19 protein-coding genes and 1 tRNA gene are annotated in these 20,444 nt (G+C 50.6%); 11 read left to right on the top strand and 9 right to left on the bottom strand.

Annotated features, from left to right (window positions below):
• The first annotated feature begins 615 nt into the window (after positions 1–615).
• Positions 616–1,602 (top strand): hypothetical protein, encoded by a 987-nt coding sequence (locus tag METMI_RS0100840; RefSeq protein WP_019864260.1) that lies wholly within the window; start codon positions 616–618, stop codon positions 1,600–1,602.
• 299 nt (positions 1,603–1,901) lie between these two features.
• Here the strand turns inward: METMI_RS0100840 and METMI_RS0100845 are convergent, their stop codons facing one another.
• The 6 genes from METMI_RS0100845 to ffh all read right to left on the bottom strand — a co-directional run bounded on the left by METMI_RS0100845 (position 1,902) and on the right by ffh (position 6,032).
• Entirely contained in the window at positions 1,902–2,618 is a 717-nt protein-coding gene (locus tag METMI_RS0100845; RefSeq protein WP_156829735.1) for a hypothetical protein, read from the bottom strand.
• Positions 2,619–2,695: 77 nt separating this feature from the next.
• Entirely contained in the window at positions 2,696–3,037 is a 342-nt protein-coding gene (rplS, locus tag METMI_RS0100850; RefSeq protein ID WP_019864262.1) for a 50S ribosomal protein L19, read from the bottom strand.
• 10 nt (positions 3,038–3,047) lie between these two features.
• A complete protein-coding gene (gene trmD / locus METMI_RS0100855) occupies positions 3,048–3,794 on the bottom strand; it encodes a tRNA (guanosine(37)-N1)-methyltransferase TrmD (protein WP_019864263.1) in 747 nt (248 codons plus the stop codon).
• Positions 3,794–4,300, bottom strand: coding sequence for a ribosome maturation factor RimM (gene rimM, locus METMI_RS0100860; protein WP_019864264.1), 507 nt, complete (start codon positions 4,298–4,300; stop codon positions 3,794–3,796). Before rimM ends, trmD begins: the two co-directional genes overlap by 1 nt.
• A gap of 5 nt (positions 4,301–4,305) precedes the next feature.
• Positions 4,306–4,557, bottom strand: a complete 252-nt coding sequence (gene rpsP, locus METMI_RS0100865; protein WP_019864265.1) for a 30S ribosomal protein S16 — start codon at positions 4,555–4,557, stop codon at positions 4,306–4,308.
• A 119-nt stretch (positions 4,558–4,676) separates the two neighbouring features.
• Positions 4,677–6,032 carry a signal recognition particle protein gene (gene ffh, locus METMI_RS0100870; RefSeq protein ID WP_019864266.1) on the bottom strand — a complete coding sequence of 452 codons (1,356 nt, stop codon included), beginning with the start codon at positions 6,030–6,032 and terminating at the stop codon, positions 4,677–4,679.
• Between the two features lie 167 nt (positions 6,033–6,199).
• Here ffh and METMI_RS0100875 point away from each other — a divergent pair, with 167 nt between their 5' ends.
• The gene (locus tag METMI_RS0100875; RefSeq protein WP_019864267.1) at positions 6,200–6,997 is read left to right on the top strand and encodes a cytochrome C assembly family protein; all 798 of its coding nucleotides are present in this window, start codon (positions 6,200–6,202) and stop codon (positions 6,995–6,997) included.
• Here METMI_RS0100875 and alr read toward each other — a convergent pair.
• Entirely contained in the window at positions 6,983–8,095 is a 1,113-nt protein-coding gene (gene alr, locus METMI_RS0100880) for an alanine racemase (protein ID WP_019864268.1), read from the bottom strand. The two genes, METMI_RS0100875 and alr, sit on opposite strands and share 15 nt — an antisense overlap.
• Complete coding sequence (dnaB, locus tag METMI_RS0100885) at positions 8,092–9,486, bottom strand: replicative DNA helicase (RefSeq protein ID WP_029151408.1); 1,395 nt, start codon at positions 9,484–9,486, stop codon at positions 8,092–8,094. The genes alr and dnaB overlap by 4 nt, the downstream gene beginning before the upstream one ends.
• A gap of 262 nt (positions 9,487–9,748) precedes the next feature.
• Here dnaB and METMI_RS0100895 point away from each other — a divergent pair.
• From METMI_RS0100895 to clpX, 4 genes are all read left to right on the top strand, one after another.
• Positions 9,749–9,833 (top strand) — tRNA-Leu (locus METMI_RS0100895).
• A 104-nt stretch (positions 9,834–9,937) separates the two neighbouring features.
• Positions 9,938–11,239, top strand: coding sequence for a trigger factor (gene tig / locus METMI_RS0100900; protein ID WP_029151410.1), 1,302 nt, complete (start codon positions 9,938–9,940; stop codon positions 11,237–11,239).
• Between the two features lie 9 nt (positions 11,240–11,248).
• Positions 11,249–11,896 carry an ATP-dependent Clp endopeptidase proteolytic subunit ClpP gene (clpP, locus tag METMI_RS0100905; protein ID WP_019864273.1) on the top strand — a complete coding sequence of 216 codons (648 nt, stop codon included), beginning with the start codon at positions 11,249–11,251 and terminating at the stop codon, positions 11,894–11,896.
• Positions 11,897–11,951: 55 nt separating this feature from the next.
• Positions 11,952–13,217, top strand: a complete 1,266-nt coding sequence (gene clpX, locus METMI_RS0100910) for an ATP-dependent Clp protease ATP-binding subunit ClpX (RefSeq protein WP_019864274.1) — start codon at positions 11,952–11,954, stop codon at positions 13,215–13,217.
• A 69-nt stretch (positions 13,218–13,286) separates the two neighbouring features.
• Here the strand turns inward: clpX and METMI_RS0100915 are convergent, their stop codons facing one another.
• Positions 13,287–13,919 (bottom strand): helix-turn-helix transcriptional regulator, encoded by a 633-nt coding sequence (locus METMI_RS0100915; protein ID WP_019864275.1) that lies wholly within the window; start codon positions 13,917–13,919, stop codon positions 13,287–13,289.
• 152 nt (positions 13,920–14,071) lie between these two features.
• On the opposite strand from METMI_RS0100915, the gene METMI_RS0100920 reads away from it, so the two are divergent.
• The 5 genes from METMI_RS0100920 to METMI_RS28095 all read left to right on the top strand — a co-directional run bounded on the left by METMI_RS0100920 (position 14,072) and on the right by METMI_RS28095 (position 20,360).
• Complete coding sequence (locus tag METMI_RS0100920) at positions 14,072–14,461, top strand: group I truncated hemoglobin (protein ID WP_019864276.1); 390 nt, start codon at positions 14,072–14,074, stop codon at positions 14,459–14,461.
• A 468-nt stretch (positions 14,462–14,929) separates the two neighbouring features.
• A complete protein-coding gene (locus METMI_RS0100925) occupies positions 14,930–15,550 on the top strand; it encodes a DUF4062 domain-containing protein (protein ID WP_019864277.1) in 621 nt (206 codons plus the stop codon).
• 159 nt (positions 15,551–15,709) lie between these two features.
• Entirely contained in the window at positions 15,710–16,975 is a 1,266-nt protein-coding gene (locus METMI_RS0100930) for a dicarboxylate/amino acid:cation symporter (RefSeq protein ID WP_019864278.1), read from the top strand.
• 232 nt (positions 16,976–17,207) lie between these two features.
• Entirely contained in the window at positions 17,208–18,389 is a 1,182-nt protein-coding gene (locus METMI_RS0100935; RefSeq protein ID WP_029151411.1) for an O-succinylhomoserine sulfhydrylase, read from the top strand.
• A gap of 381 nt (positions 18,390–18,770) precedes the next feature.
• On the top strand, positions 18,771–20,360 hold the full coding sequence (locus METMI_RS28095) for a calcium-binding protein (protein WP_019864280.1): 1,590 nt from the start codon (positions 18,771–18,773) through the stop codon (positions 20,358–20,360).
• Positions 20,361–20,444: the final 84 nt, after the last annotated feature.

Below are 20,444 nucleotides of genomic sequence, written 5' to 3' on the forward strand. Positions count from 1 at the left end.
TTACGCGTGACAGAGAGAAGTTTTTGAAAACCTTGCCAGCGTGAAGATATATAAAAAATTTATTATTTAAAACAAACATATAAGAAACGATACCTTACATATTCATTTAAACTATACTTGGCTAAGGTTTTTTTATAAATCGCTGGCAACCTCATGATTTTTATATAATGACTGTTGTCAATGCGTAACTTCCAAATAAATGAACCCCTACCAATCTAACTACTTTTGGCTGACAATCTTGGGGGCATGCAAAACCAGGGGACAGTCAAACCGATTTTATTGTTGATCCTTAGGCGCAGTGAAAAACAGTTGTTTTGCAACAGGTCACGCCAGCGCCTATCCCCATCCATTAACTCCCCCGGTTTTACATGCCCCCTTTATTTATCCCTAAAGATACCGCGTAGCTACCATGTTGGGTCGGAACAGTGGGCTACGCCACTTCACAGCTAAAGAGTTAAAAAGCCCGCACCGCCCGCACAAAGAGCCGACTGCCCTTACCGTTGGCAATGCTGATGAGCCGTTACGGAAAGGTGCCAAAACCTCCCCCGAATCAAATACTTTATGTTTTAGCTGCTATGCTTATGACAATAGTAAAGTATTTATTAAGGCTTACCGATGGCAAACTTAAACCCTAATTTGAAATACCATTCGCAACCCAAGTGGCTAAACTCGCCTGCCCATGAGTGGAAAACCGGAACATTGGACCGGCAAGTTTTGTATGAGTGCGCAGATCTATTGCAACTTACCCCAAATTTTCACGACGCATGCCGTGGATTTGCCGAAAACATGCTGAACGCTTATGCCTCAAATTGGCTGCTTAATAAAATTGCGCGTGAAATCCCCCGCTTTGCTTTAATGGGGTTTGTCATGTATTTGCATCACCGTCGTGGACTGGACGGGCCGGGGGTGACTTATACCCGCATCCAAGAGTTGTATGCATTAGGTAGTAACCAGGGAATTTTGGCATCGCCAACACGGGTTAAAGCCATGTTGGGTTTGGCTGTGGTGGCCGGGCAGTTGAGGCGCGTGGAATCGTCGGATCGGCGGGTTAAATTACTGGAACCGACGGAAAAAATGATTGGCCCGGCTTTACATTGGCTGGAAAGCTATCTCGATGCCGTAGGGCGGGCCGTACCATTGATCAAATCGCCACAAGAACTGGCTGCCACACCGGAAATTCTTGGTGAACTGATGACCTATATCGTGTACGCCTATCGTCATGACCGTTTTGGTTTGTCGGAAGCGTTTCCTGCCGTAGATTATTTCTTGTTGAGGGAAAACGGCTATGTAACTTTAATGGAGATCACCCGTTCGATGCGTTTTGAACAAGGGGAATGGTATGCCCAAGCACCATCGGTAATTTTATCGAAAAACTTTTCGATGGCCCGTGGTACGGTACGAAACCTGTTGGCTTACAGCGAAAAGCAAGGTTGGCTGACAAACTGCACTCGAGGGGGCCATAAGATAACCCTATCTTCCGACTTCGCAACCTCGTGCCAGCGCTGGGTGAGCTTGGAAATGGTTTGGATGGGCGGGCTAATAAATGCGGCGGCGGTCAATTTGACCAGGGGCCGAACCGGTTTTCCGGGCGTTGTTGAATAAACCAGTTTTCCAGCATTCAAACCGGTTATATGGCGTCATCGTGGATGCACTGTGCCAATGGGTTTCACGCCATGCCGTATAAGCACAATAAGAATCCCGTCGCCATAAAATCAAAAAGCCTGGCTATAAGGCTGACGGGACTGGCGGGGCTACAATAATGGGTTGCGGCAACGTGGGGTTTTACGATCAGGTTCACTCAAGAGGCGGTAGCTGGCTGGACCCACCAAGAATCGGTGGCGATGTAATCTTAGACAAGGCGTTGTAAAAAACACCGCCACGAACCCCATCGGCGGGGATAGTTATTGTGAAGAGACGCTGAAACCTACGATGCCGTAAAATTCATTGCCCGAATTAGTTTCCGGCACCCCCACCCCCAGATAAAATTGGGTTTTAGGCAAGCATTGGTAAAACAGGTTGACGACCGCACCCGAAACGTTGGAATGCCCGCTGTAATAGTCGCCCTGAAACGACAACTTATCCTTGACAAACTCCAAACTGAATCCTGTGGTATAGCCCATCACGTCCGTTGTGGTGGCCAGGGCTTTATTGGCCCAATACGTTCCGGCATGGACATTTAGAAACGGGAATGGCTGATAAATGAGCAAGCCGTAGTCGAAATTATGCCATTTCCTGCTGCTTGAGAATAAGGTTGTCCCATTCTGCAATCCCAGCACTGATCTAAAGCTGGCATTTATTTCGAAGGTTTTTGAGAGGTTGAGGTAGCTGTCCCATTCGTAATTTTGAGCCCCTCCGCCATAAATGGGGATGTTATAAAACGCGGCTTGTAAATCCCACCCATCCCTTGAGGAAAAATCTACCGTGGGGCTCAAATACGCAGCCGACTCATAGGTGTCCGATTCTAGGCTAAAAGTCCAGACATCGTCATCGTTGGCATTTGGCCTGACATCCACTTTTTTAACGGGATGGCTTTTTTTCCCAGCCTTAGCCAACACGGGTTCGGGAATCCCAAGCCAACAAATGACATAAAACAAAATGGCAAATAATGGGCGTGTCATTGAAGGCGGCCTTAAAAAGGCCGGACACAAAAAAGGCAGCCTGAGCTGCCTTTTTTCGTAAGCGGCAATCAAACCGTTTACAGCTTTTCTTTGATACGCGCTGCCTTACCGGTCAAATCACGCAGGTAGTACAGTTTGGCGCGGCGGACATCACCACGGCGTTTGACGATGATTTCGCTGATCATAGGGCTGTGGGTTTGGAAAACACGCTCGACACCCGTGCCGTGGGAAATTTTTCTGACGGTGAAGGCAGAATTTAAACCACGGTTACGTTTTGCGATCACGATGCCTTCAAATGCCTGGATACGCTCACGTTCGCCTTCTTTTACTTTTACTTGCACTACAACGGTGTCGCCTGAATTAAATTCAGGGATCTGTTTCAATTGCAGGGCTTCCAATTCATCAATAATATTGCTCATCACTACACCTTTAATTCAATTCTACTATAAATTCTTTTAGCAGCTTTTCCTGGTCTGCGTCTAAATTCTTATTTTTTAATAAATCTGGCCGTCTTTGCCAGGTTCTTCCCAATGCTTGCTTCATCCGCCAACGGGTTATGTCCGCATGGTTTCCGCCCATTAACACATCGGGTACTGCACGGTCATTAATCTGTTCGGGCCGGGTATAGTGAGGGCAATCCAGCAATCCGGCCATATAGGAATCTTGCTGGGCAGATTCGGCATCACCCAGCACGCCGGGTAACAAACGGGTGATGGCATCAATCACTATTAACGCGGCAAGCTCACCGCCGCTGATGACATAATCGCCTAGCGACCATTCTTCATCACAATCCAAATCAACAAAACGTTCGTCCATGCCTTCATAACGCCCCGCCACCAACACCAATTGGGAAAGCTGGCAGGCCTCCTTGAGCAAGGCTTGGGTAAGCGGCTTGCCTTGCGGGCTTAAACAAACCACTTTGCTTGCGCCACTATGGGCTTGTTTGGCGTCAATTACGGCATCATGCAACGGCTGGTATTTCATGACCATCCCTGGCCCGCCGCCGTAAGGACGGTCATCGACCGTCCTATGCCGGTCATGGGTGTAATCCCTTGGGTTCCAGACTGACAAGCTGACGATATTGCGTTCGATAGCCCGGCCTGTTACGCCGTAGCTTGCCGCCGCCGTGACCATTTCCGGAAATAAGGTGACCACATCAAAACGTGTCAGCACCATCAAAAATCAGGATCCCAATCAACGACCATTTTTTGCGCCGGCAAATCAATGCGGATAACGGTTTGTCCTTGTAAAAACGGGATTGCCCGGTCACGCTCACCTTTGACGATCACCACGTCGTTAGCCCCCGTTTCCAACAGGTTTTCGACACTACCTAACTGCACGCCTTCGACGGTTTCGACATTCAGGCCGATCAGATCCGACCAATAGTATTCGTCTTCCGCTGCTTTTGGCAATTGTTCAGGCGTGATAAAAATCGTCCAGCCCATTAAGGCTGCCGCCTGATCCCTGTCCGTTATGCCTTCGAGCTTGGCAACCACCGCACCGCCTTGCAAGGCGCCTTCAAGGACATTAACTGTCTTGGCCTCACCGCCTTTTTTTAGCAGCCAAGGCGAATAGTTAAGGATATTCTCGCGGTCATCGGTAAATGAAAATACCTTTACCCAGCCTTTTATACCAAAAACGCCGGAAACTTCGCCAACGTTGATAAGTTCTTTGCCTGGCAAACGGATTAGGCAGCCGCTTTTGCTGCGTCTTTAATCAATTTCGCAACGCGGTCAGAAGGTTGTGCACCGTTTGCTTGCCAGTAAGCAACGCGTTCACCGTCTAAACGTAACCTTTCTTCATTGCCACGCGCCAATGGGTTAAAAAAACCAACGCGCTCAATATAACGCCCATCACGCGAACTGCGGCTATCGGTTACAACGACGTGGTAAAAAGGGCGGTTTTTTGCACCACCTCTTGAAAGACGAATGGTTACCATCTAATTTCCTCGAAAAAACATTCAGTAATTGTTAATCCAACTATTTTACGCGAATTTACTGATAAGTGAAGAAAAATTACCATTTACATCACTCTATCAGCACATCTTTTGTCCGCGGCTTATCGTCTGATGTTACGAGCATTGCCCTTAAGGCCGCGCATCATATTCGCCATATTGCCGTTTTTCATTTTTTTCATGACCTTCTGCATCATCAGATGCTGCTTCAAGATGCGGTTGACATCTTGCAATTCCTGGCCACAACCTGCGGCAATGCGTTTTTTGCGGTTGCCTTTGATCAAATCGGGAAAGCGGCGTTCCTGCATGGTCATAGAGTTGATCACGGCAATTTGCCGCGCCAACATTTTATCATTCATTTTTTCTTTGATTTCTTGCGGCACTTTGCTCATGCCAGGCATTTTTTCCATCATGGAACCAATTCCGCCCATGCTTTGCATTTGCACCAGCTGCTCGCGCAAATCTTCCATGTCGAAGCCCTTGCCTTTTTGCATTTTCTTGGCAAATTTTTCGGCCTTTTCCTTGTCAACCTTCTTCTCGATTTCCTCAATCAGACCGAGGATATCGCCCATGCCCAAAATACGTGAGGCGATACGGTCGGGATAGAACGGCTCCAACGCCGAGGTTTTTTCGCCGACCCCAATAAACTTGATCGGCTTACCCGTGATATGGCGGATAGACAATGCCGCCCCGCCCCGCGCATCACCGTCCGCTTTGGTCAGGATCACGCCCGTCAATGGCAGGGCGTCGTTAAAGGCTTTGGCGGTGATCGCCGCGTCTTGCCCGGTCATGCTGTCGACCACGAACAAAGTTTCAACCGGATTGATCGCCGCATGCAATGCCTTGATCTCGACCATCATTTCATCATCGACATGCAAACGGCCTGCGGTATCGACGATGATCACATCCAAAAACTTCTTCTTGGCGGCTTCAATCGCATTTTGGGCTATATCAACGGGGTTTTGGAAAATTTCGCTAGGGAAAAAATCCAAGGACAGATCATTCGCCAAGGTTTCCAATTGCTTGATCGCCGCCGGACGGTAAACGTCCACACTGACCACGCCAACTTTTTTCTTATGGTTTTCCTTCAGCCAACGTCCCAGTTTGGCAACCGTGGTGGTTTTACCCGCGCCTTGCAAACCCGCCATCAGGATCACCGCAGGCGGTTGGGCCTTCAGGTTCAGCGTTTCATTCGCCTCCCCCATCACCTTGACCAATTCGGCCTGAACCAGCTTAATCATCGCCTGGCCAGGCGTCAGGCTAGATTGGACTTCCTGCCCTAACGCGCCAATTTTCACTTGTTCAATAAAATCGGTCACCACAGACAGTGCGACATCAGCCTCCAGCAAGGCCATGCGCACTTCGCGCAAAGCGTCCTTGATATTGTCTTCGGTCAGCCGGGCCTGGCCTTTCAGTTTTTTAAGTGTGTCGCTTAAGCGGTCGGTTAAAGTATCAAACATATCGGCGTTGTTATTCTTATAAGGATAAAGAAGCTATCCACAGGCACAAATGCGCTAGGACTATTTAACCTGTTATATTAACATAGCCTACGAGACCTTTGCACTTTGCCGTCATCGCCAAACCCATCCCGTTTACATCGTCTCCTCATCATCGCCCAAAAAAGCCAATGATTTCCATAGCACTCGCTACTTTTGCAATTATTTCCTATTTGGCAAGCACGCTGTTCATCGTCCGGCAGATTCGCCAAAACACCTTACCACGCACGCCGATTTATCTGGCCTGGACGGCTGTTTGCGGGCACGCCGCCTTCATCGCCTCGGCGTTCCAACGACACCAGACCTTTAGTTTTAGTTTTTTTAGCACCGCCTCATTAGTGGCGATGATTGTCGCCTTGGTGCTGCTGATTGCCGCTTTGAACAAACCCGTGGCAAAACTCGGCGCCGTACTGTTTCCCATCGCCGCCATCATGTTGGGGCTTGAGATTAACTTTGCCGACCCGGCGCAACACTTGTCACGCTACAGCTGGGGGATGACCACGCACATATTGGCCTCCATCATCGCCTTTAGCCTGTTAAATATCGCCGCCCTGCAAGCCGTGCTGCTCTACATCCAAAACCAGCAACTCAAAAGCCACCCGCCGAAGCGCTTTGTCCAATCGTTACCGTCGCTACAGGCAATGGAATCGCTGCTGTTCCAAATGATCGTTGCCGGCTTGTTTTTCCTGACGTTTTCACTGGTCAGCGGCTTTGCTTTCGTAGAAGACCTGTTCGCCCAGCATCTGGTGCATAAAACGGTGCTGTCCATACTGGCGTGGCTGATTTTTACCGGCTTGCTGCTGGGCAGGAAACTTTATGGGTGGCGCGGTAAAGTGGCGATACAATCGACGGTGTGTGGTTTTGTGTTGTTGTTGCTGGCTTATTTTGGCAGCAAGTTGGTGCTGGAATTGATTTTACACCGTTCGTAACAAGGGGTTATCCCCTGCGCCGGCTTCGACCAAGCGCACCCGTTGGGTCACACCACACACCAAGGTATAAGGGATGGTGTCGGAACACAAAGCAATTTCCTCAACCGCCAAACCCTCGCCCCACAAAGTCACCGCATCGCCCGGCTTGGCATCGGGCTGGCTTGCCAAATCAACGGTGATCATATCCATGGACACCCGCCCGATCAGGGGCACGCGCTGGCCATTGACCAATACCGGCGTCCCCGGCCTGGCATAACGCGGATAACCATCACCGTAACCTATCGCCACCACACCCAAAGTCGTGTCCTGCCCACAAACCCAACGGCAGCCATACCCAACGGAATCACCTTTTGCCAAGGGCTTTACGGCAATCAGCCGTGAATGCAGCCCCATGACGGGTTGCAAACCCAATTGTCCGCCTGTGCTATCAGGGAATGGCGAAATGCCATAAAGCATCACGCCCGGACGCACCCAATCCGTTAACGCGGCTTGCCAGCCCAAGATGCCGGCGGAATTGGCAATGCTCCGTTCACCCGGCGCCCCTGCGACCGTTTGTTCAAATAGGGTGATTTGCGTCATCGTCATCGGGTCTTGCATGTCATCGGCGTTCGCCAAATGTGTCATAAGGTTGACCGGCTGCCTGACTGAAGCACAGCGGCTTAGGCGCCGGTGCGCCTCGGGGAATTCTTTCGCATTGAAACCCAAGCGGTTCATACCGGTATCGAGTTTCAGCCAGACGGCGATTTGCGCCTGTCCGGCATGCCGCTCCAGCAAACCCAGCTGGCTACCCGTATGCACCACCGCATCCAATTGATAAGCCAACAAATCATCCAATTCTTCCGCACAAGTGAAGCCTTCCAAAACGGCAATACGGTTTTGCAGCCCGGCCTTGCGTAGGCGGATGCCTTCCTGCACCCTCGCCACCGCAAACGCATCGGCGGCGGAGGCTAAAGTTTCGGCAACCCGCAACATGCCATGCCCGTAACCGTTGGCTTTAATGACCGCCATGATCTTGGCGCCGGGGGCGCAGTCACGGACTTTTTGCAAATTGTGTTTCAGCGCGTTTAAATTGAGTACCGCATAAGCTGCAGGGGTCATTCGTAATCCTCGGCACTATAACTTTGCCCGGAAAAGTTTTCAAAACGGGTGTATTGCCCTAAAAAGGTTAGCCTGACCGTACCCAAGGGGCCGTTACGTTGCTTGCCGATGATGATTTCGGCAATGCCTTTGTCAGGGCTGTCTTCGTTATAGACTTCGTCACGGTAAACAAACACAATCAAATCCGCGTCCTGTTCGATCGCGCCCGATTCGCGCAAATCCGACATCACCGGACGCTTGTTCGGGCGTTGCTCCAGATTGCGGTTCAGCTGCGATAAGGCGATGACCGGCACGTTCAGCTCTTTCGCCAAGGCTTTTAGCCCGCGCGAAATGTCGGATATTTGCTGGACGCGGTTGTCGCCGCTGGACGGCGATTGCATCAATTGCAGATAATCCAGGACAATCAGGCCGAGCTGCCCGTGTTCGCGGGTCAACCGGCGGGCCCGTGAACGCACTTCGGTAGGCGACAGCGCAGGCGTATCGTCAATGAACAACTTGGTTTCCGCCAGCAAATTAATCGCCGAAGTCAATCTCGGCCACTCATCATCTTCCAGTTTTCCGGTACGCACCTTATGCTGGTCGATGCGCCCCAAGGACGACATCATCCGCATCGCCAACGCATCCCCGGGCATTTCCATACTGAACACGGCGACTGGCATATCGCTCTTGATAGCAATATTTTCCGCCATGTTCATGGCTATCGTGGTTTTCCCCATGGAAGGCCTGCCCGCCACAATAATCAAGTCGGCAGGCTGCAAGCCTGAGGTGAGCTGGTCAAAATCCGTGAATCCGGTCGCCGCCCCGGTGATATTGCCGTCTTGCTCAAACAGCGTCTCGATACGGTCCACCGCTTTGGCAAGCAAGGCCTTGATTGGTATGAAGCCGCCTTGGCCACGCTGTTTTTGCTCGGCGATTTTGAACACTTCCCGCTCGGCATTTTCCAAGAGCTCGGACGTTTCGCGGCCTTCGGGATTAAACGCCGAATCGGCGATGCCGGTCCCGACATGGATCAATTGGCGCAATACCGAACGGTCGCGGACGATATTGGCGTAAGTGACAATATTCGCCGCGCTCGGGGTATTTTTTGCCAGCCAGCCCAAATACGCCAGCCCCCCCGTGTCTTCCAGCTCGCTGACCGCCGCCAACGCCTCGGAAATGGTGATGATGTCAAACGGGGATTGCTTATTGGCCAGCTGCTCAATCACTTTAAAAATCAGCCGATGGTCGCGGCGATAAAAATCCGTTTCCACCACCTTGTCGGCGACCGAATCCCACGTTTGGTTATCCAGCATCAAACCACCCAAAACAGCCTGTTCTGCGGGGATGGAATGCGGCGGGACTTTTAGCGCGTCCAAAGAATCGTCGTTATCGAACATATAATTACTAGACATGTCATTAATTTCAGCAGAATACAAACGGCTTTTATAAACCTGGGCAGGAGGGATTTTGGAAGTTGCAGTGTAGCTTAAAAAGAAGCCAATGTGGCTTGGTTTCTATGGACATATTGCCCCTGACGGAAGGTAACAGTGGTTATTCTAAAATTTTTAAGGATAACATAATTACCTATGCCACCAATGAAATAAGCGTTATTTTCAAAATAATAGCTTGTTATGCCTGCATCAAAGCCTATATAATGCCGCGTTCAATCAAAGTGCGAACGTGGCGAAATTGGTAGACGCGCTGGATTTAGGTTCCAGTAGGTTGCCCTGTGAGAGTTCGAGTCTCTCCGTTCGCACCACTTAATTCCTTAAAAATGCCTGGCTTCATTGAAGCCAGGCATTTTCAGTTCTATTGAGGCTATCCGTCTCTAAAAAATCCTTATCAAATGCGTGGAGTAAAGAAATGCAAGTTTCTGTCGAGAAGACATCAGAATTAAGCCGAAAAATGACCGTGAGCGTGCCTGAATCAGTAGTTCAGGAGAAAATGGCGACACGTTTCAAATCTTTAGCCCGCGAAGTTAAGGTCGACGGATTCCGGCCCGGCAAAGTACCGGCACACATCGTAAAAAAATTATATGGTGACCGTGTCCGCGGCGAAATCGCCGGAGACCTGATCCAATCCACCTACTATGAAGCCTTACAGAACCAAGCGCTAAAACCGGCAGGCCAGCCATACATCGACTCCGTAGATGAAAGCGAAGGCTTCAAATACACAGCAATTTTCGAAGTTTATCCAGAAATCCCATTGGAAGGGCTCGACCAACTGGAAGTCGTCCGTAGCTTATCAAGCGTCGAAGAAGCCGATGTCGACACCATGATTGAAAAACTGCGCACCCAAAAACTGACTTGGACATTGGTTGACCGTTCCGCCCAGGAAAAAGACCGCATCACCATCAACTTTTCTGGGATTGCCGACGAAGAAAACTTCACAAATGGCAAGGTGGAAAATTATTCGGTTGAGATCGGCGCCAACCAAATGATCCCGGGCTTTGAAGAAAACCTTATCGGCCTTCAAGCAGGCGCAAGCAAAAACTTCACCACCACCTTCCCTGAAGAATACGGCAACACCAAGTTGGCTGGTAAAACAGCTGAGTTTGAAGTCGACGTGGTCAAAGTTGAAGAGCCAACGCTGCCTGAAATCAATGAAGAGTTCATCAAGAGCTATGGCCTTGAAGAAGGCACGATGGAATCATTCCGGGCCGACGTAAAAACCAACATGGAGAGGGAATTGGCCAATGCCCTGCAAGCCAGGCTTAAAAACTCCGTCATGGACGCCCTGTACGAAAAAATCCAAATTAGCTTGCCCAGCCCATTGATTAACGAAGAAGCCGAAAACCTGATGAAACCTTACATCGAAACGGCAAAACGGCAAAAACTGAGCCTGGAAGACTTGCAATTACCCCGTGACGTGTTTGAAGCGCAAGCAAAACGCCGCGTGGCCTTAGGCTTGATCCTGGGCGAAGTCATCCAAAAAAATGCCATCACCTTGGATGACAACAAAGTCCGCTCAACGGTTGAAGACATGGCAAAAAGTTATGAATCACCCGAAGAGGTCGTAAACTGGTATTATTCCGACAAAAGCCGCCTGAACGATGTCCAACAAATGGTTTTGGAAAACCAAACCGTTGAATGGTTGGTCGCCCAGGCGAAAGTTTCAGAAGAAACCCTTCCATTTAGTGAAGTCATGGAAAAACACCAACGCTAAGGATCATTTATGTACAAACATTATGCAAGCAACCTAGCCAGCCAAATAGAAGCCGCCGGCGGCCTAGTCCCAATCGTAGTTGAGCAAACCGCTAGGGGCGAACGGTCTTTCGACATTTATTCCAGGCTATTGAAAGAACGCGTCATTTTCTTGGTCGGCCAGGTTGAAGATTACATGGCCAATCTTGTCGTCGCCCAGTTGCTGTTTCTGGAATCAGAAAACCCCGACAAAGACATCCATTTGTACATCAACTCACCGGGTGGCTCAGTCACGGCAGGGATGTCCATCTATGACACCATGCAGTTCATCAAACCGGACGTCAGCACCATGTGCATAGGCCAAGCGGCGAGCATGGGCGCGTTGCTGTTGACTGGCGGCGCAGCTGGCAAACGTTACTGCCTGCCGCATTCCAGGATGATGATACACCAGCCCTTAGGCGGCTTTCAGGGCCAGGCTTCTGACTTTGACATCCATGCACGGGAAATTTTGAATATCCGCGACAAGCTCAATAGGGTCCTTTCCCATCACACCGGCCAACCGCTCGAAAAAGTTGCGCTAGACACTGATCGGGACAACTTTTTAAGCTCCAGTGACGCAGTGGCTTATGGCCTGATTGATAAGGTCTTGGCCAACCGCATCACTGCCGCTGAGCAGTAACCTTGGATAGTTCGATGACCAGTACCGAGAGTACTGACGCTTGCGGGAGTCAATTATGAGTATCAAAGACGACGATAAATTGCTTTATTGTTCTTTCTGCGGCAAAAGCCAGCACGAAGTCCGCAAACTGATTGCGGGGCCTTCCGTCTATGTTTGTGATGAATGCGTTGAATTGTGCAATGACATCATAAAAGATGAACTGGCGGATGAAACTGGCGGGTGGATAGGCAACACTGAGCTGCCCAAACCCAAGGATATAAAAAACGAGCTCGACAGCTACGTCATTGGCCAAGAAAAAGCCAAAAAAATCCTTGCCGTAGCGGTTTATAACCACTACAAACGCCTGCGCAACAAAAGCAAAAAAGACACCGTTGAGCTGGCTAAAAGCAATATCTTGCTGATTGGCCCGACCGGTTCAGGCAAGACGTTGCTGGCGGAAACGCTGGCCCGTTTATTGGATGTGCCTTTTACGATTGCCGATGCCACCACGTTAACGGAAGCGGGTTATGTCGGCGAAGATGTCGAAAACATCATCCAGAAAATCCTGCAAAAATGTGATTACGACGTGGAAAAAGCCGAGACCGGCATCGTTTACATCGACGAAATAGATAAGATCTCCAGAAAAGCGGAGAACCCATCCATCACCCGAGATGTCTCCGGCGAAGGTGTCCAGCAAGCCCTTTTAAAATTGATTGAGGGCACCATTGCTTCCGTGCCTCCACAAGGTGGCCGTAAACACCCGAACCAAGAGTTTTTGCACGTCAACACAGCGAATATTTTGTTCATTGTTGGCGGTGCATTTGCCGGGCTCGACCGTGTCATCAAAGCGCGGACTGAAAAAGGCGGCATCGGCTTCTCTGCTGAGGTAAATTCAAAAGACGACACCAAAAATGTCGGCGAATTGTTTGCCGAAGTGGAAGCTGAAGACTTGATCAAATATGGCTTGATCCCTGAATTCGTAGGCCGTCTGCCAATAGTGGCGACACTGGAAGAACTGGATGAAGCCGCGCTAATCCAAATCTTGACCGAACCTAAAAATGCCCTAGTCAAACAATATAAACATTTGTTTGACATGGAAGGCACGGAGCTGGAATTCCGCGAGGACTCGTTAGGCGCAATTGCCCGTAAAGCCATGGAGCGTAAAACTGGCGCCCGCGGTTTGCGCACCATCGTCGAAAACATCCTGCTGAACACGATGTACGAACTGCCGTCCACAGACGACATTTCCAAAGTAGTTGTTGACGAAAGCGTGGTATTGGGGCATTCCGAACCGTATCTGGTTTATGAAGCCGAGCAGAAAAAAAACGGCTCCAATCCCTGATAACGGCCGCTTTGCTTCCCTTAGCCCCACGGGTCTCCATAACCTTGTGGGGCCGGTTTGCTGGCATTGCTAATCCTTGCCAATCCTAAACCGGCACACACAATCCCCCTTCGCCATACAGCCCAACTGCTGCACTTCCTTTGCCAATAACGATGACATCAAGGTAAGGTCAAACTGGCATAATGCGGGATATTGCCGGGCGACATCATGATAAATGCAGTTCCTGGCTTTGATAACTGGCTGCTGTGCCTCCGTATCAATTTCCTGCTGCACTTGGAAACCCAACTCCGCCATAATGCGCAGGAGCTGCCGCAAACGCCCGTCGGGCGCTTTGCCGACAAACTGGGCCTTTAATTTATCCGCCAGTTTCCCGCCCAAGCGCTGCATATAAGCGCCAAATGCCTCTTCCCCCATCCCCTCCTGCAAATCACTGACAATTAATTCGGCAAACCAAGCATATTGTTTTGGAAAATAATTGATGCCCTTATCGGTAATGCCATAAATCGCCACCGGCCGTCCGGCGGTTTTGTTCGACGCCGTTTTCTTGATGTAACCCTCCCCTTCCAAAGCCACGAAATGTTGTTGTACGGCGGTCCGGGAAATATCCAACATTGCGGCTAGCGCATCTACGCTTAAACCTGTACGGTTTTCCAGTAACTGTTCAAGGATTTCATGTTGGCGGGAGCTAATTTTTTGCGGCATATACGTCCATCCTGAAACCAATAAGTGGCCTATGATTATGCCATAAATTACTTATACAAGTTAAATATTGCACAAGAATTTGCATTGGGATACACTTTTAAAAGTAAGCAACGGCTTGCATCAAAACTAATAACAATAAACAGGAGAAGACCATGAGTGAGACGCAAGAAAGCCCGAACATTAGCCTATTTGAACAACTGGGTGGTGAAGCTGCGATTGATGCCGCAGTCGATATTTTTTACCGTAAAGTCCTGGCTGATTACCGTATCAACCGGTTTTTCGATAACTCCGATATGGAAAAACAAGCCGCGAAACAAAAAGCCTTTTTAACCATGGCGTTTGGTGGCCCCAACAACTATACCGGCACGGATATGCGCACCGCACACGCGCACCTGGTTAAAATGGGTCTGGACGATAGCCACTTTGATGCCGTAATGGAACACCTAACTGCAACGCTGCAAGAACTGAATGCCCCAGAAGCACTGATAGCCCAAGTCACCACGATAGCCGAAGGCGCACGGAACGACGTGTTAGGCCGGTAAATCCACAGATAGGGGGAGCCTGCCACAAACCCTATTAGGCACAAGCGCCCCCACTTGCCCCGCCCTTACCTGAATGCCTTTCGGCTACTGGCAAGGGGTTGCCAATCCTGGGCAATGCGCCGCCTTGATGCGCCTTCGTCCATAAATGTCCAAACCGGACTCACCACCCCATTACCGGATAAGGTTAACAACGCAAGACGGGGGCTTCCAGGAAAATGGCGGGGCACGACGTGTAGCCCGTCCCTAACTTATAGATAGTTAAACGCCATCCCGGCAATGCTTGATGTCGCCATGGAACCCGTTCCGATTCCTACACCAAGCAATTAATCTGTAAAGCGAGATGGTTAGGCACATTGCCGTAGAGGATCCGTACAGGTAGAGCGTAGCTGTTGTTTTTTCAGAGACATTTATGTAAAACTGACTTAACATGCCTAAAAAACAACAACGCATCCCAACCACCAAATGCCCATGAGCCATCCAAGCATCTTCATTTCTGCCGTCAGCACAGAATTACATACTGCCCGTCAATTTGTAGCCGCCACCGTCCACTCGCTGGGCTTTGAACCGGTATGGCAAGAAGCCATCCCTAACGCGCCTGACGAATTCCGGCAAATGTTACAGGACAAAATCGACGCCTGCGAAGGTTTGGTGCAAATCGCAGGAAAAGCCTACGGCATCGGGATAACGGACGTGGACAGCAAATTCGGCCCCGTCTCCTACACCCAGCTTGAATTCCTATACGCGCACGGCCAAAACAAAAAAACCTGGCTTATTATCGTAGGTGACGAGTGCCAGCGGGACTTGCCAGTCGCCCAGCTCGACCTACCCAGTGACCCAGACTATCCCGACCCCTTAGGCTATCAAGCCGGGCTGCGTCAATTGCAGCAAGACTACCTTACCCGTCTCAAGGCAGAAAACCCTCTGTGCCATATCGCCAACAACGATACCGAATTACAAAATGCCCTCCTGGAATTGCGTGAGGAGCTGGAGGAATTCCGTGACATCGCCGAACGCGAACAAAAATTGCGTTTTGCATTAATCTTCGCCATTTTTTGTAGCTTGATCGTACTGGGCATTGGTTTTTTGTAAGCTCACCAACAACTGGACAACGGCCCTGAAACAAGCAACACCCCACCCTTTGATACAATGCCCCGCCCCTAACTCTCGGGCATCGTCAATCCAGCCAGGATGCCGGGCCATGAACCCTACCCGGCCTTATAATCGGCTTATTTTTCACCAGGACTGGCTATGACCCCCCATACACACCATCACCCCCAAGCACCCAACCGCCAAACCCTGTACGTCGCCATCGCCCTGGTTTTAGGCGTCGCGTTGGGTGAAGCGCTGAACCTGACGCTAGGCGGGGTAGGACAGCACGACCCACTGCTTGCCCAGATCGTCGCCGTGCTCAACATGCTGACGGATGTGTTCCTGCGTTTAGTGAAAATGATCATCGCGCCGCTGGTGTTCGCCACGCTGGTGGTGGGCATGGCGAAAATGGGCGACATCCATACCGTCGGGCGCATCGGCCTTAAAGCCATGCTGTGGTTTTTTTCGGCCTCCATCGCCAGCCTGCTTTTGGGCATGTTGCTGGTGAATGTCTTTGAACCGGGCAATTCCCTGCATATCCCCTTACCGCCTACCGATGCGGCTAGCGGCTTGCCGAACGTCAAACCGACGCTGAGCAATTTTGTCGCCCATATCTTCCCGAAAAGCATCTTTGAAGCCATGTCCGCCAACGAAATTTTGCAAATCGTCGTGTTCTCGATGTTCTTCGGCATCGCCTGCGCGTCCTTGGGCGAACTGGCGCATCCTTTCGTCAAATTGCTGGATTCGCTGGCGCACATCATGCTCAAAGTCACCAGCTACGTCATGCACTACGCCCCTGTGGCGGTGTTTTCGGCAATGGCCTCGGTGATCGCCCAACAAGGCATCGGCGTGTTGCTGTCTTACGGCAAATTTATCGGCGAGTTCTATTTTGGCCTGTTGTTGCTGTGCAGCTTGCTGGGCGGCTTCGCTTGCCTGTTTTTGGGGAGGCGGATGTTGTCGCTGATCCGCCATATCCGCGAACCCATGCTCTTGGCCTTCGGCACCGCCAGCAGCGAAAGCGCATACCCTAAATTGTTGCAGCAATTGGAACGTTTCGGCTGTGATGAAAAAGTCTGCGGGCTGGTGTTGCCGCTAGGCTATTCGTTCAACCTAGACGGTAGCATGATGTACATGACCTTCGCCGTGCTGTTCATCGCCCAAGCTTACGGCATCGACATGCCCCTGGCAGACCAATTGCTGATGCTCTTGGTGTTGCTGTTCACCAGCAAAGGCGTGGCGGGCGTGCCCAGGGCCTCGTTGATCGTCATTTCCGCCACCTTGTCCATGTTCAAAATCCCTGAAGCGGGTTTGCTGTTGCTGCTGGGCATAGACCAAGTGCTGGACATGGGCCGCAGCGCGACCAATGTGTATGGCAACAGCATCGCCTCGGCATTGGTTAGCCGTTGGGAGAAGGCGTTGCGGTAAATAATTGCCTCATATGCCAGCGGCCAATGTGGTGGGCAAAAAAGCGTGACCCACCCTACTAAACTGGCTTACCGCGAACTTCTGGCTGGCAATTGGCAAAATTGTTTCATACCCATTCCTTAGCCTTAAAGAATCAGGCTTTGTGCATTTGCTACAGAATGCCGGATATTTCACTTTTACGCTAAACTATTGCCCTGTCTTAAATCACACCTTATTTGAATCCTTATCAATCATGACCGACATCAACTGGAACGACTACTCCCTAGAAACCCAAGCCATACGCGCCGGACATCAACGCACGCAGGAAGACGAACACAGCATCGCGATTTTCCCCACTTCCAGCTATGTGTTCGCCAGTGCGGAAGAAGCGGCCTTGCGCTTTTCCGGCAAAAAACCCGGCAATATTTACTCGCGTTTCACTAACCCCACCGTCCGCGCCTTCCAGGAACGCCTGGCGTTGATGGAGCAGGGCGAACGTTGTTTGGCGTTTTCCTCCGGCATGGCGGCGATTATGGCGGTGGGGATGAGCTTGTTGAAAACGGGCGACCATATCGTTTGTTCACGCGGCGTATTCGGCAACACGGTGCTAATGTTTGAAAATTATTTTGGCAAATTCGGCGTCAGCTGTGATTTTGTCGATTTGACCGACACGGCGGCGTGGGCGGCGGCGATCAAACCCAACACGCGGTTTTTATTTTTGGAAACCCCATCCAACCCGTTGACGGGCATCGCCGACATTGCCGGACTCGCCGGACTCGCCCATCAAAATGGCAGTTTGTTGGTGGTGGATAATTGCTTCTGCACCCCTGCCCTACAAAAACCTTTGGCCTTAGGCGCGGATATTGTCGTGCAATCGGCGACCAAGTACATCGACGGGCAAGGCCGTTGTGTCGGTGGCGCGGTGATCGCCAGCGAGGAGATCATCGAAAAATCGGTTTACCCGTATTTGCGTACGGGCGGCGCGGCCATGAGCCCGTTCAATGCCTGGGTGTTCCTGTCGGGATTGGAAACCTTGGCGATCCGCATGAAAGCGCATTGCGACAATGCTTTGGCCTTAGCGCAGTGGCTGGAGGCCCAACCGGGCGTCAGCAAAGTCTATTACCCCGGTTTGGCTTCGCATCCGCAACATGAGCTTGCCAAACGCCAGCAAAGCCATTTCGGCGGCATCGTCAGTTTTGAAGTGGCAGGTGGTAAAGAAGCGGCGTGGCGGTTGATTGATTCGACCCGTTTGCTGTCCATCACCGCGAACCTGGGCGACGTGAAGACCACCATCACCCATCCGGCAACCACCACGCACGGCCGCTTAAGCCCGGAAGCACGGGCGGCGGCGGGGATTATGGACGGCCTGATCAGGGTTTCGGTAGGCTTGGAGAATATTGAGGATATTAAAGGGGATTTGTTGCGGGGCTTGTAAACATCTGGCTATGCTAGGGACAGCAAGCCATTTTAGTTTTGGGCAGTGGCCGGTAGGCAAAACGCCCACCTAACATATCGCCGGACAACTAGCCCATCCAGGCCTAACAGACTTATGGCAAATGCTTCCAAACGGCCATTACCCCCCTATTTTTAGGCTCCCCTTGCGTTAGGTTATACCGGATGATTTAATCAGCACTTCGCTAGGTTAACGATATAGGGTTTGGAAGCTCAGCATAGCGAAACCCGCACAACCTACTTTGGGCGGCTAGTGGAGCCCCATTAACGCCATCCTGTTTTCAGGAAATCAAAGGTAGGCAGAATGACCACTGGATAATAATGATTTAATCAAAAATATTAACTTTTACACGAGGATAAATAAATGACGATCAAAATTAAAGTGGGGACGGCTGGCGTAGACAATTTAATTGGCACGGCGGGCACAGATGCGTTGTTCGGCCTGGGCGGTAACGACATTTTACGTGGCGGCACTGGTGCCGATTGGCTTTCCGGCGGTACGGGCGACGATATTTTGGAAGGTGGGGCAGGAGCCGATACGCTTCATGGCGGAGCCGGTAACGATACCTACCAATATAAAAATGTCACCGATGCCAAAGGTGATGTTATCCAAAGCTTTGTCACGGGTGACCGTATTGATTTTTCAGCACTTGCCGCCCATCATTTTATTGGCAACCAACAATTTAACGGCGTGGCAGGGGAAATCCGTTATGGCGATGGTGGCGATTTCAATTTAGCCTACTCTCCGGCTTTATCCTATTATCCGACCCGCATTGAAATTGACACCAATGGCGATGCTGAGGCCGATGTGTCAATACAACTAAAAACTAAGGTCAATTTCATCGAAACAGCGCCGGATTCGGGCCTATTGGTTGTCGCCCCTAATCAAATTTTAACAGGCACCGACGCTGTAAACGATCCATTAACGGGTGGTTCCGGCAATGACCGCTTATTAGGAAAGGGCGGCAACGACACCTTGATCGGCGGCGAAGGCAGCGACCATCTTTTCGGTGGTGCCGGCAATGATATTTTAGACGGCGGCTATGGCAAGGATGTTTACATAGGCGGCACTGGCATTGACACTTTCAGGTTCACTGAAGCCGACGGCATTAAAGGGGACGTCATCACCGACTTTAGTGCTGGCGACCAGCTATTTATCAATATCCAAAACTTCCAATTATGGGGTGACTTTATCGGTGACGCCGAGTTTAGCGGTGAAACCGGACAATACCGTTTTATCCAAGGCTCAAGCTTCAGCGGGAATGGGGTTGGCTCCTATCTGTCTTTTGATTTTGATGGCGATTACCAGGAAGATGCGACTATCCAACTGGCTAATTTCAGCAAAATGCTGCAAGAAACCGGTGCCGGCACCAACAAGTTGGTTGTCGCCACAGACCAGACATTCACAGGCACCGGGGCGGCGGACACCAAAACCACTGGCAACGGCAATGACATGTTGAACGGCTTGGCGGGCAACGACAACCTAAACGGGAGCATGGGCAATGACACCCTGAACGGCGGGGACGGGGATGATACCCTAACCGGAGGCTCAGGCAATGATACCCTTTCCGGCGGGAATGGTAACGATACCTTAGTGGGCGGTCAAGGTTCTGACATGTTCACAGGCGGTGCCGGTAACGATACCTTCAAGTTTTTATCTATAGATGATTTGCAAAGCCCTGTACAAACTTTCTATTTCAATGCCCAAGACAGCATCACAGACTTTGGCCTTACCGATAAGATTGACCTTTCAGCCATTGATGCCGTCAGCAATGAAAGCGGCAACCAAGCATTCACTTACATTAGCAGCAATCAGTTTAGTGGAGCGGAAGGGGAATTACGTTTTGATTTCACCCTGAATTACCTTTCTGGTGATATTGATGGCGACACCCAGGCAGATTTTAATATTCAAGTCACCGGCCTGCCACCTTCAGCCATAAACTTAGTCCTTTAATACGATAAGTCCGGGCAACCATCCAGGTTATGGTTGCCCCCTAGTACTCAGTCATTATTGTTATGTCGAGTTACGGCCCCCATA

The organism is Methylovulum miyakonense HT12, assembly GCF_000384075.1.
Taxonomy (GTDB): Bacteria; Pseudomonadota; Gammaproteobacteria; order Methylococcales; family Methylomonadaceae; genus Methylovulum; species Methylovulum miyakonense.

Bases quoted from the DNA above. Each gene is read 5' to 3' on its own strand.
- METMI_RS0100840 (WP_019864260.1), top strand. From the start codon at position 616: ATGGCAAACTTAAACCCTAATTTGAAATACCATTCGCAACCCAAGTGG.
- METMI_RS0100845 (WP_156829735.1), bottom strand. From the start codon at position 2,618: ATGACACGCCCATTATTTGCCATTTTGTTTTATGTCATTTGTTGGCTT.
- rplS (WP_019864262.1), bottom strand. From the start codon at position 3,037: ATGAGCAATATTATTGATGAATTGGAAGCCCTGCAATTGAAACAGATC.
- trmD (WP_019864263.1), bottom strand. From the start codon at position 3,794: ATGGTGCTGACACGTTTTGATGTGGTCACCTTATTTCCGGAAATGGTC.
- rpsP (WP_019864265.1), bottom strand. From the start codon at position 4,557: ATGGTAACCATTCGTCTTTCAAGAGGTGGTGCAAAAAACCGCCCTTTT.
- ffh (WP_019864266.1), bottom strand. From the start codon at position 6,032: ATGTTTGATACTTTAACCGACCGCTTAAGCGACACACTTAAAAAACTG.
- METMI_RS0100875 (WP_019864267.1), top strand. From the start codon at position 6,200: ATGATTTCCATAGCACTCGCTACTTTTGCAATTATTTCCTATTTGGCA.
- alr (WP_019864268.1), bottom strand. From the start codon at position 8,095: ATGACCCCTGCAGCTTATGCGGTACTCAATTTAAACGCGCTGAAACAC.
- dnaB (WP_029151408.1), bottom strand. From the start codon at position 9,486: ATGTCTAGTAATTATATGTTCGATAACGACGATTCTTTGGACGCGCTA.
- tig (WP_029151410.1), top strand. From the start codon at position 9,938: ATGCAAGTTTCTGTCGAGAAGACATCAGAATTAAGCCGAAAAATGACC.
- clpP (WP_019864273.1), top strand. From the start codon at position 11,249: ATGTACAAACATTATGCAAGCAACCTAGCCAGCCAAATAGAAGCCGCC.
- clpX (WP_019864274.1), top strand. From the start codon at position 11,952: ATGAGTATCAAAGACGACGATAAATTGCTTTATTGTTCTTTCTGCGGC.
- METMI_RS0100915 (WP_019864275.1), bottom strand. From the start codon at position 13,919: ATGCCGCAAAAAATTAGCTCCCGCCAACATGAAATCCTTGAACAGTTA.
- METMI_RS0100920 (WP_019864276.1), top strand. From the start codon at position 14,072: ATGAGTGAGACGCAAGAAAGCCCGAACATTAGCCTATTTGAACAACTG.
- METMI_RS0100925 (WP_019864277.1), top strand. From the start codon at position 14,930: ATGAGCCATCCAAGCATCTTCATTTCTGCCGTCAGCACAGAATTACAT.
- METMI_RS0100930 (WP_019864278.1), top strand. From the start codon at position 15,710: ATGACCCCCCATACACACCATCACCCCCAAGCACCCAACCGCCAAACC.
- METMI_RS0100935 (WP_029151411.1), top strand. From the start codon at position 17,208: ATGACCGACATCAACTGGAACGACTACTCCCTAGAAACCCAAGCCATA.
- METMI_RS28095 (WP_019864280.1), top strand. From the start codon at position 18,771: ATGACGATCAAAATTAAAGTGGGGACGGCTGGCGTAGACAATTTAATT.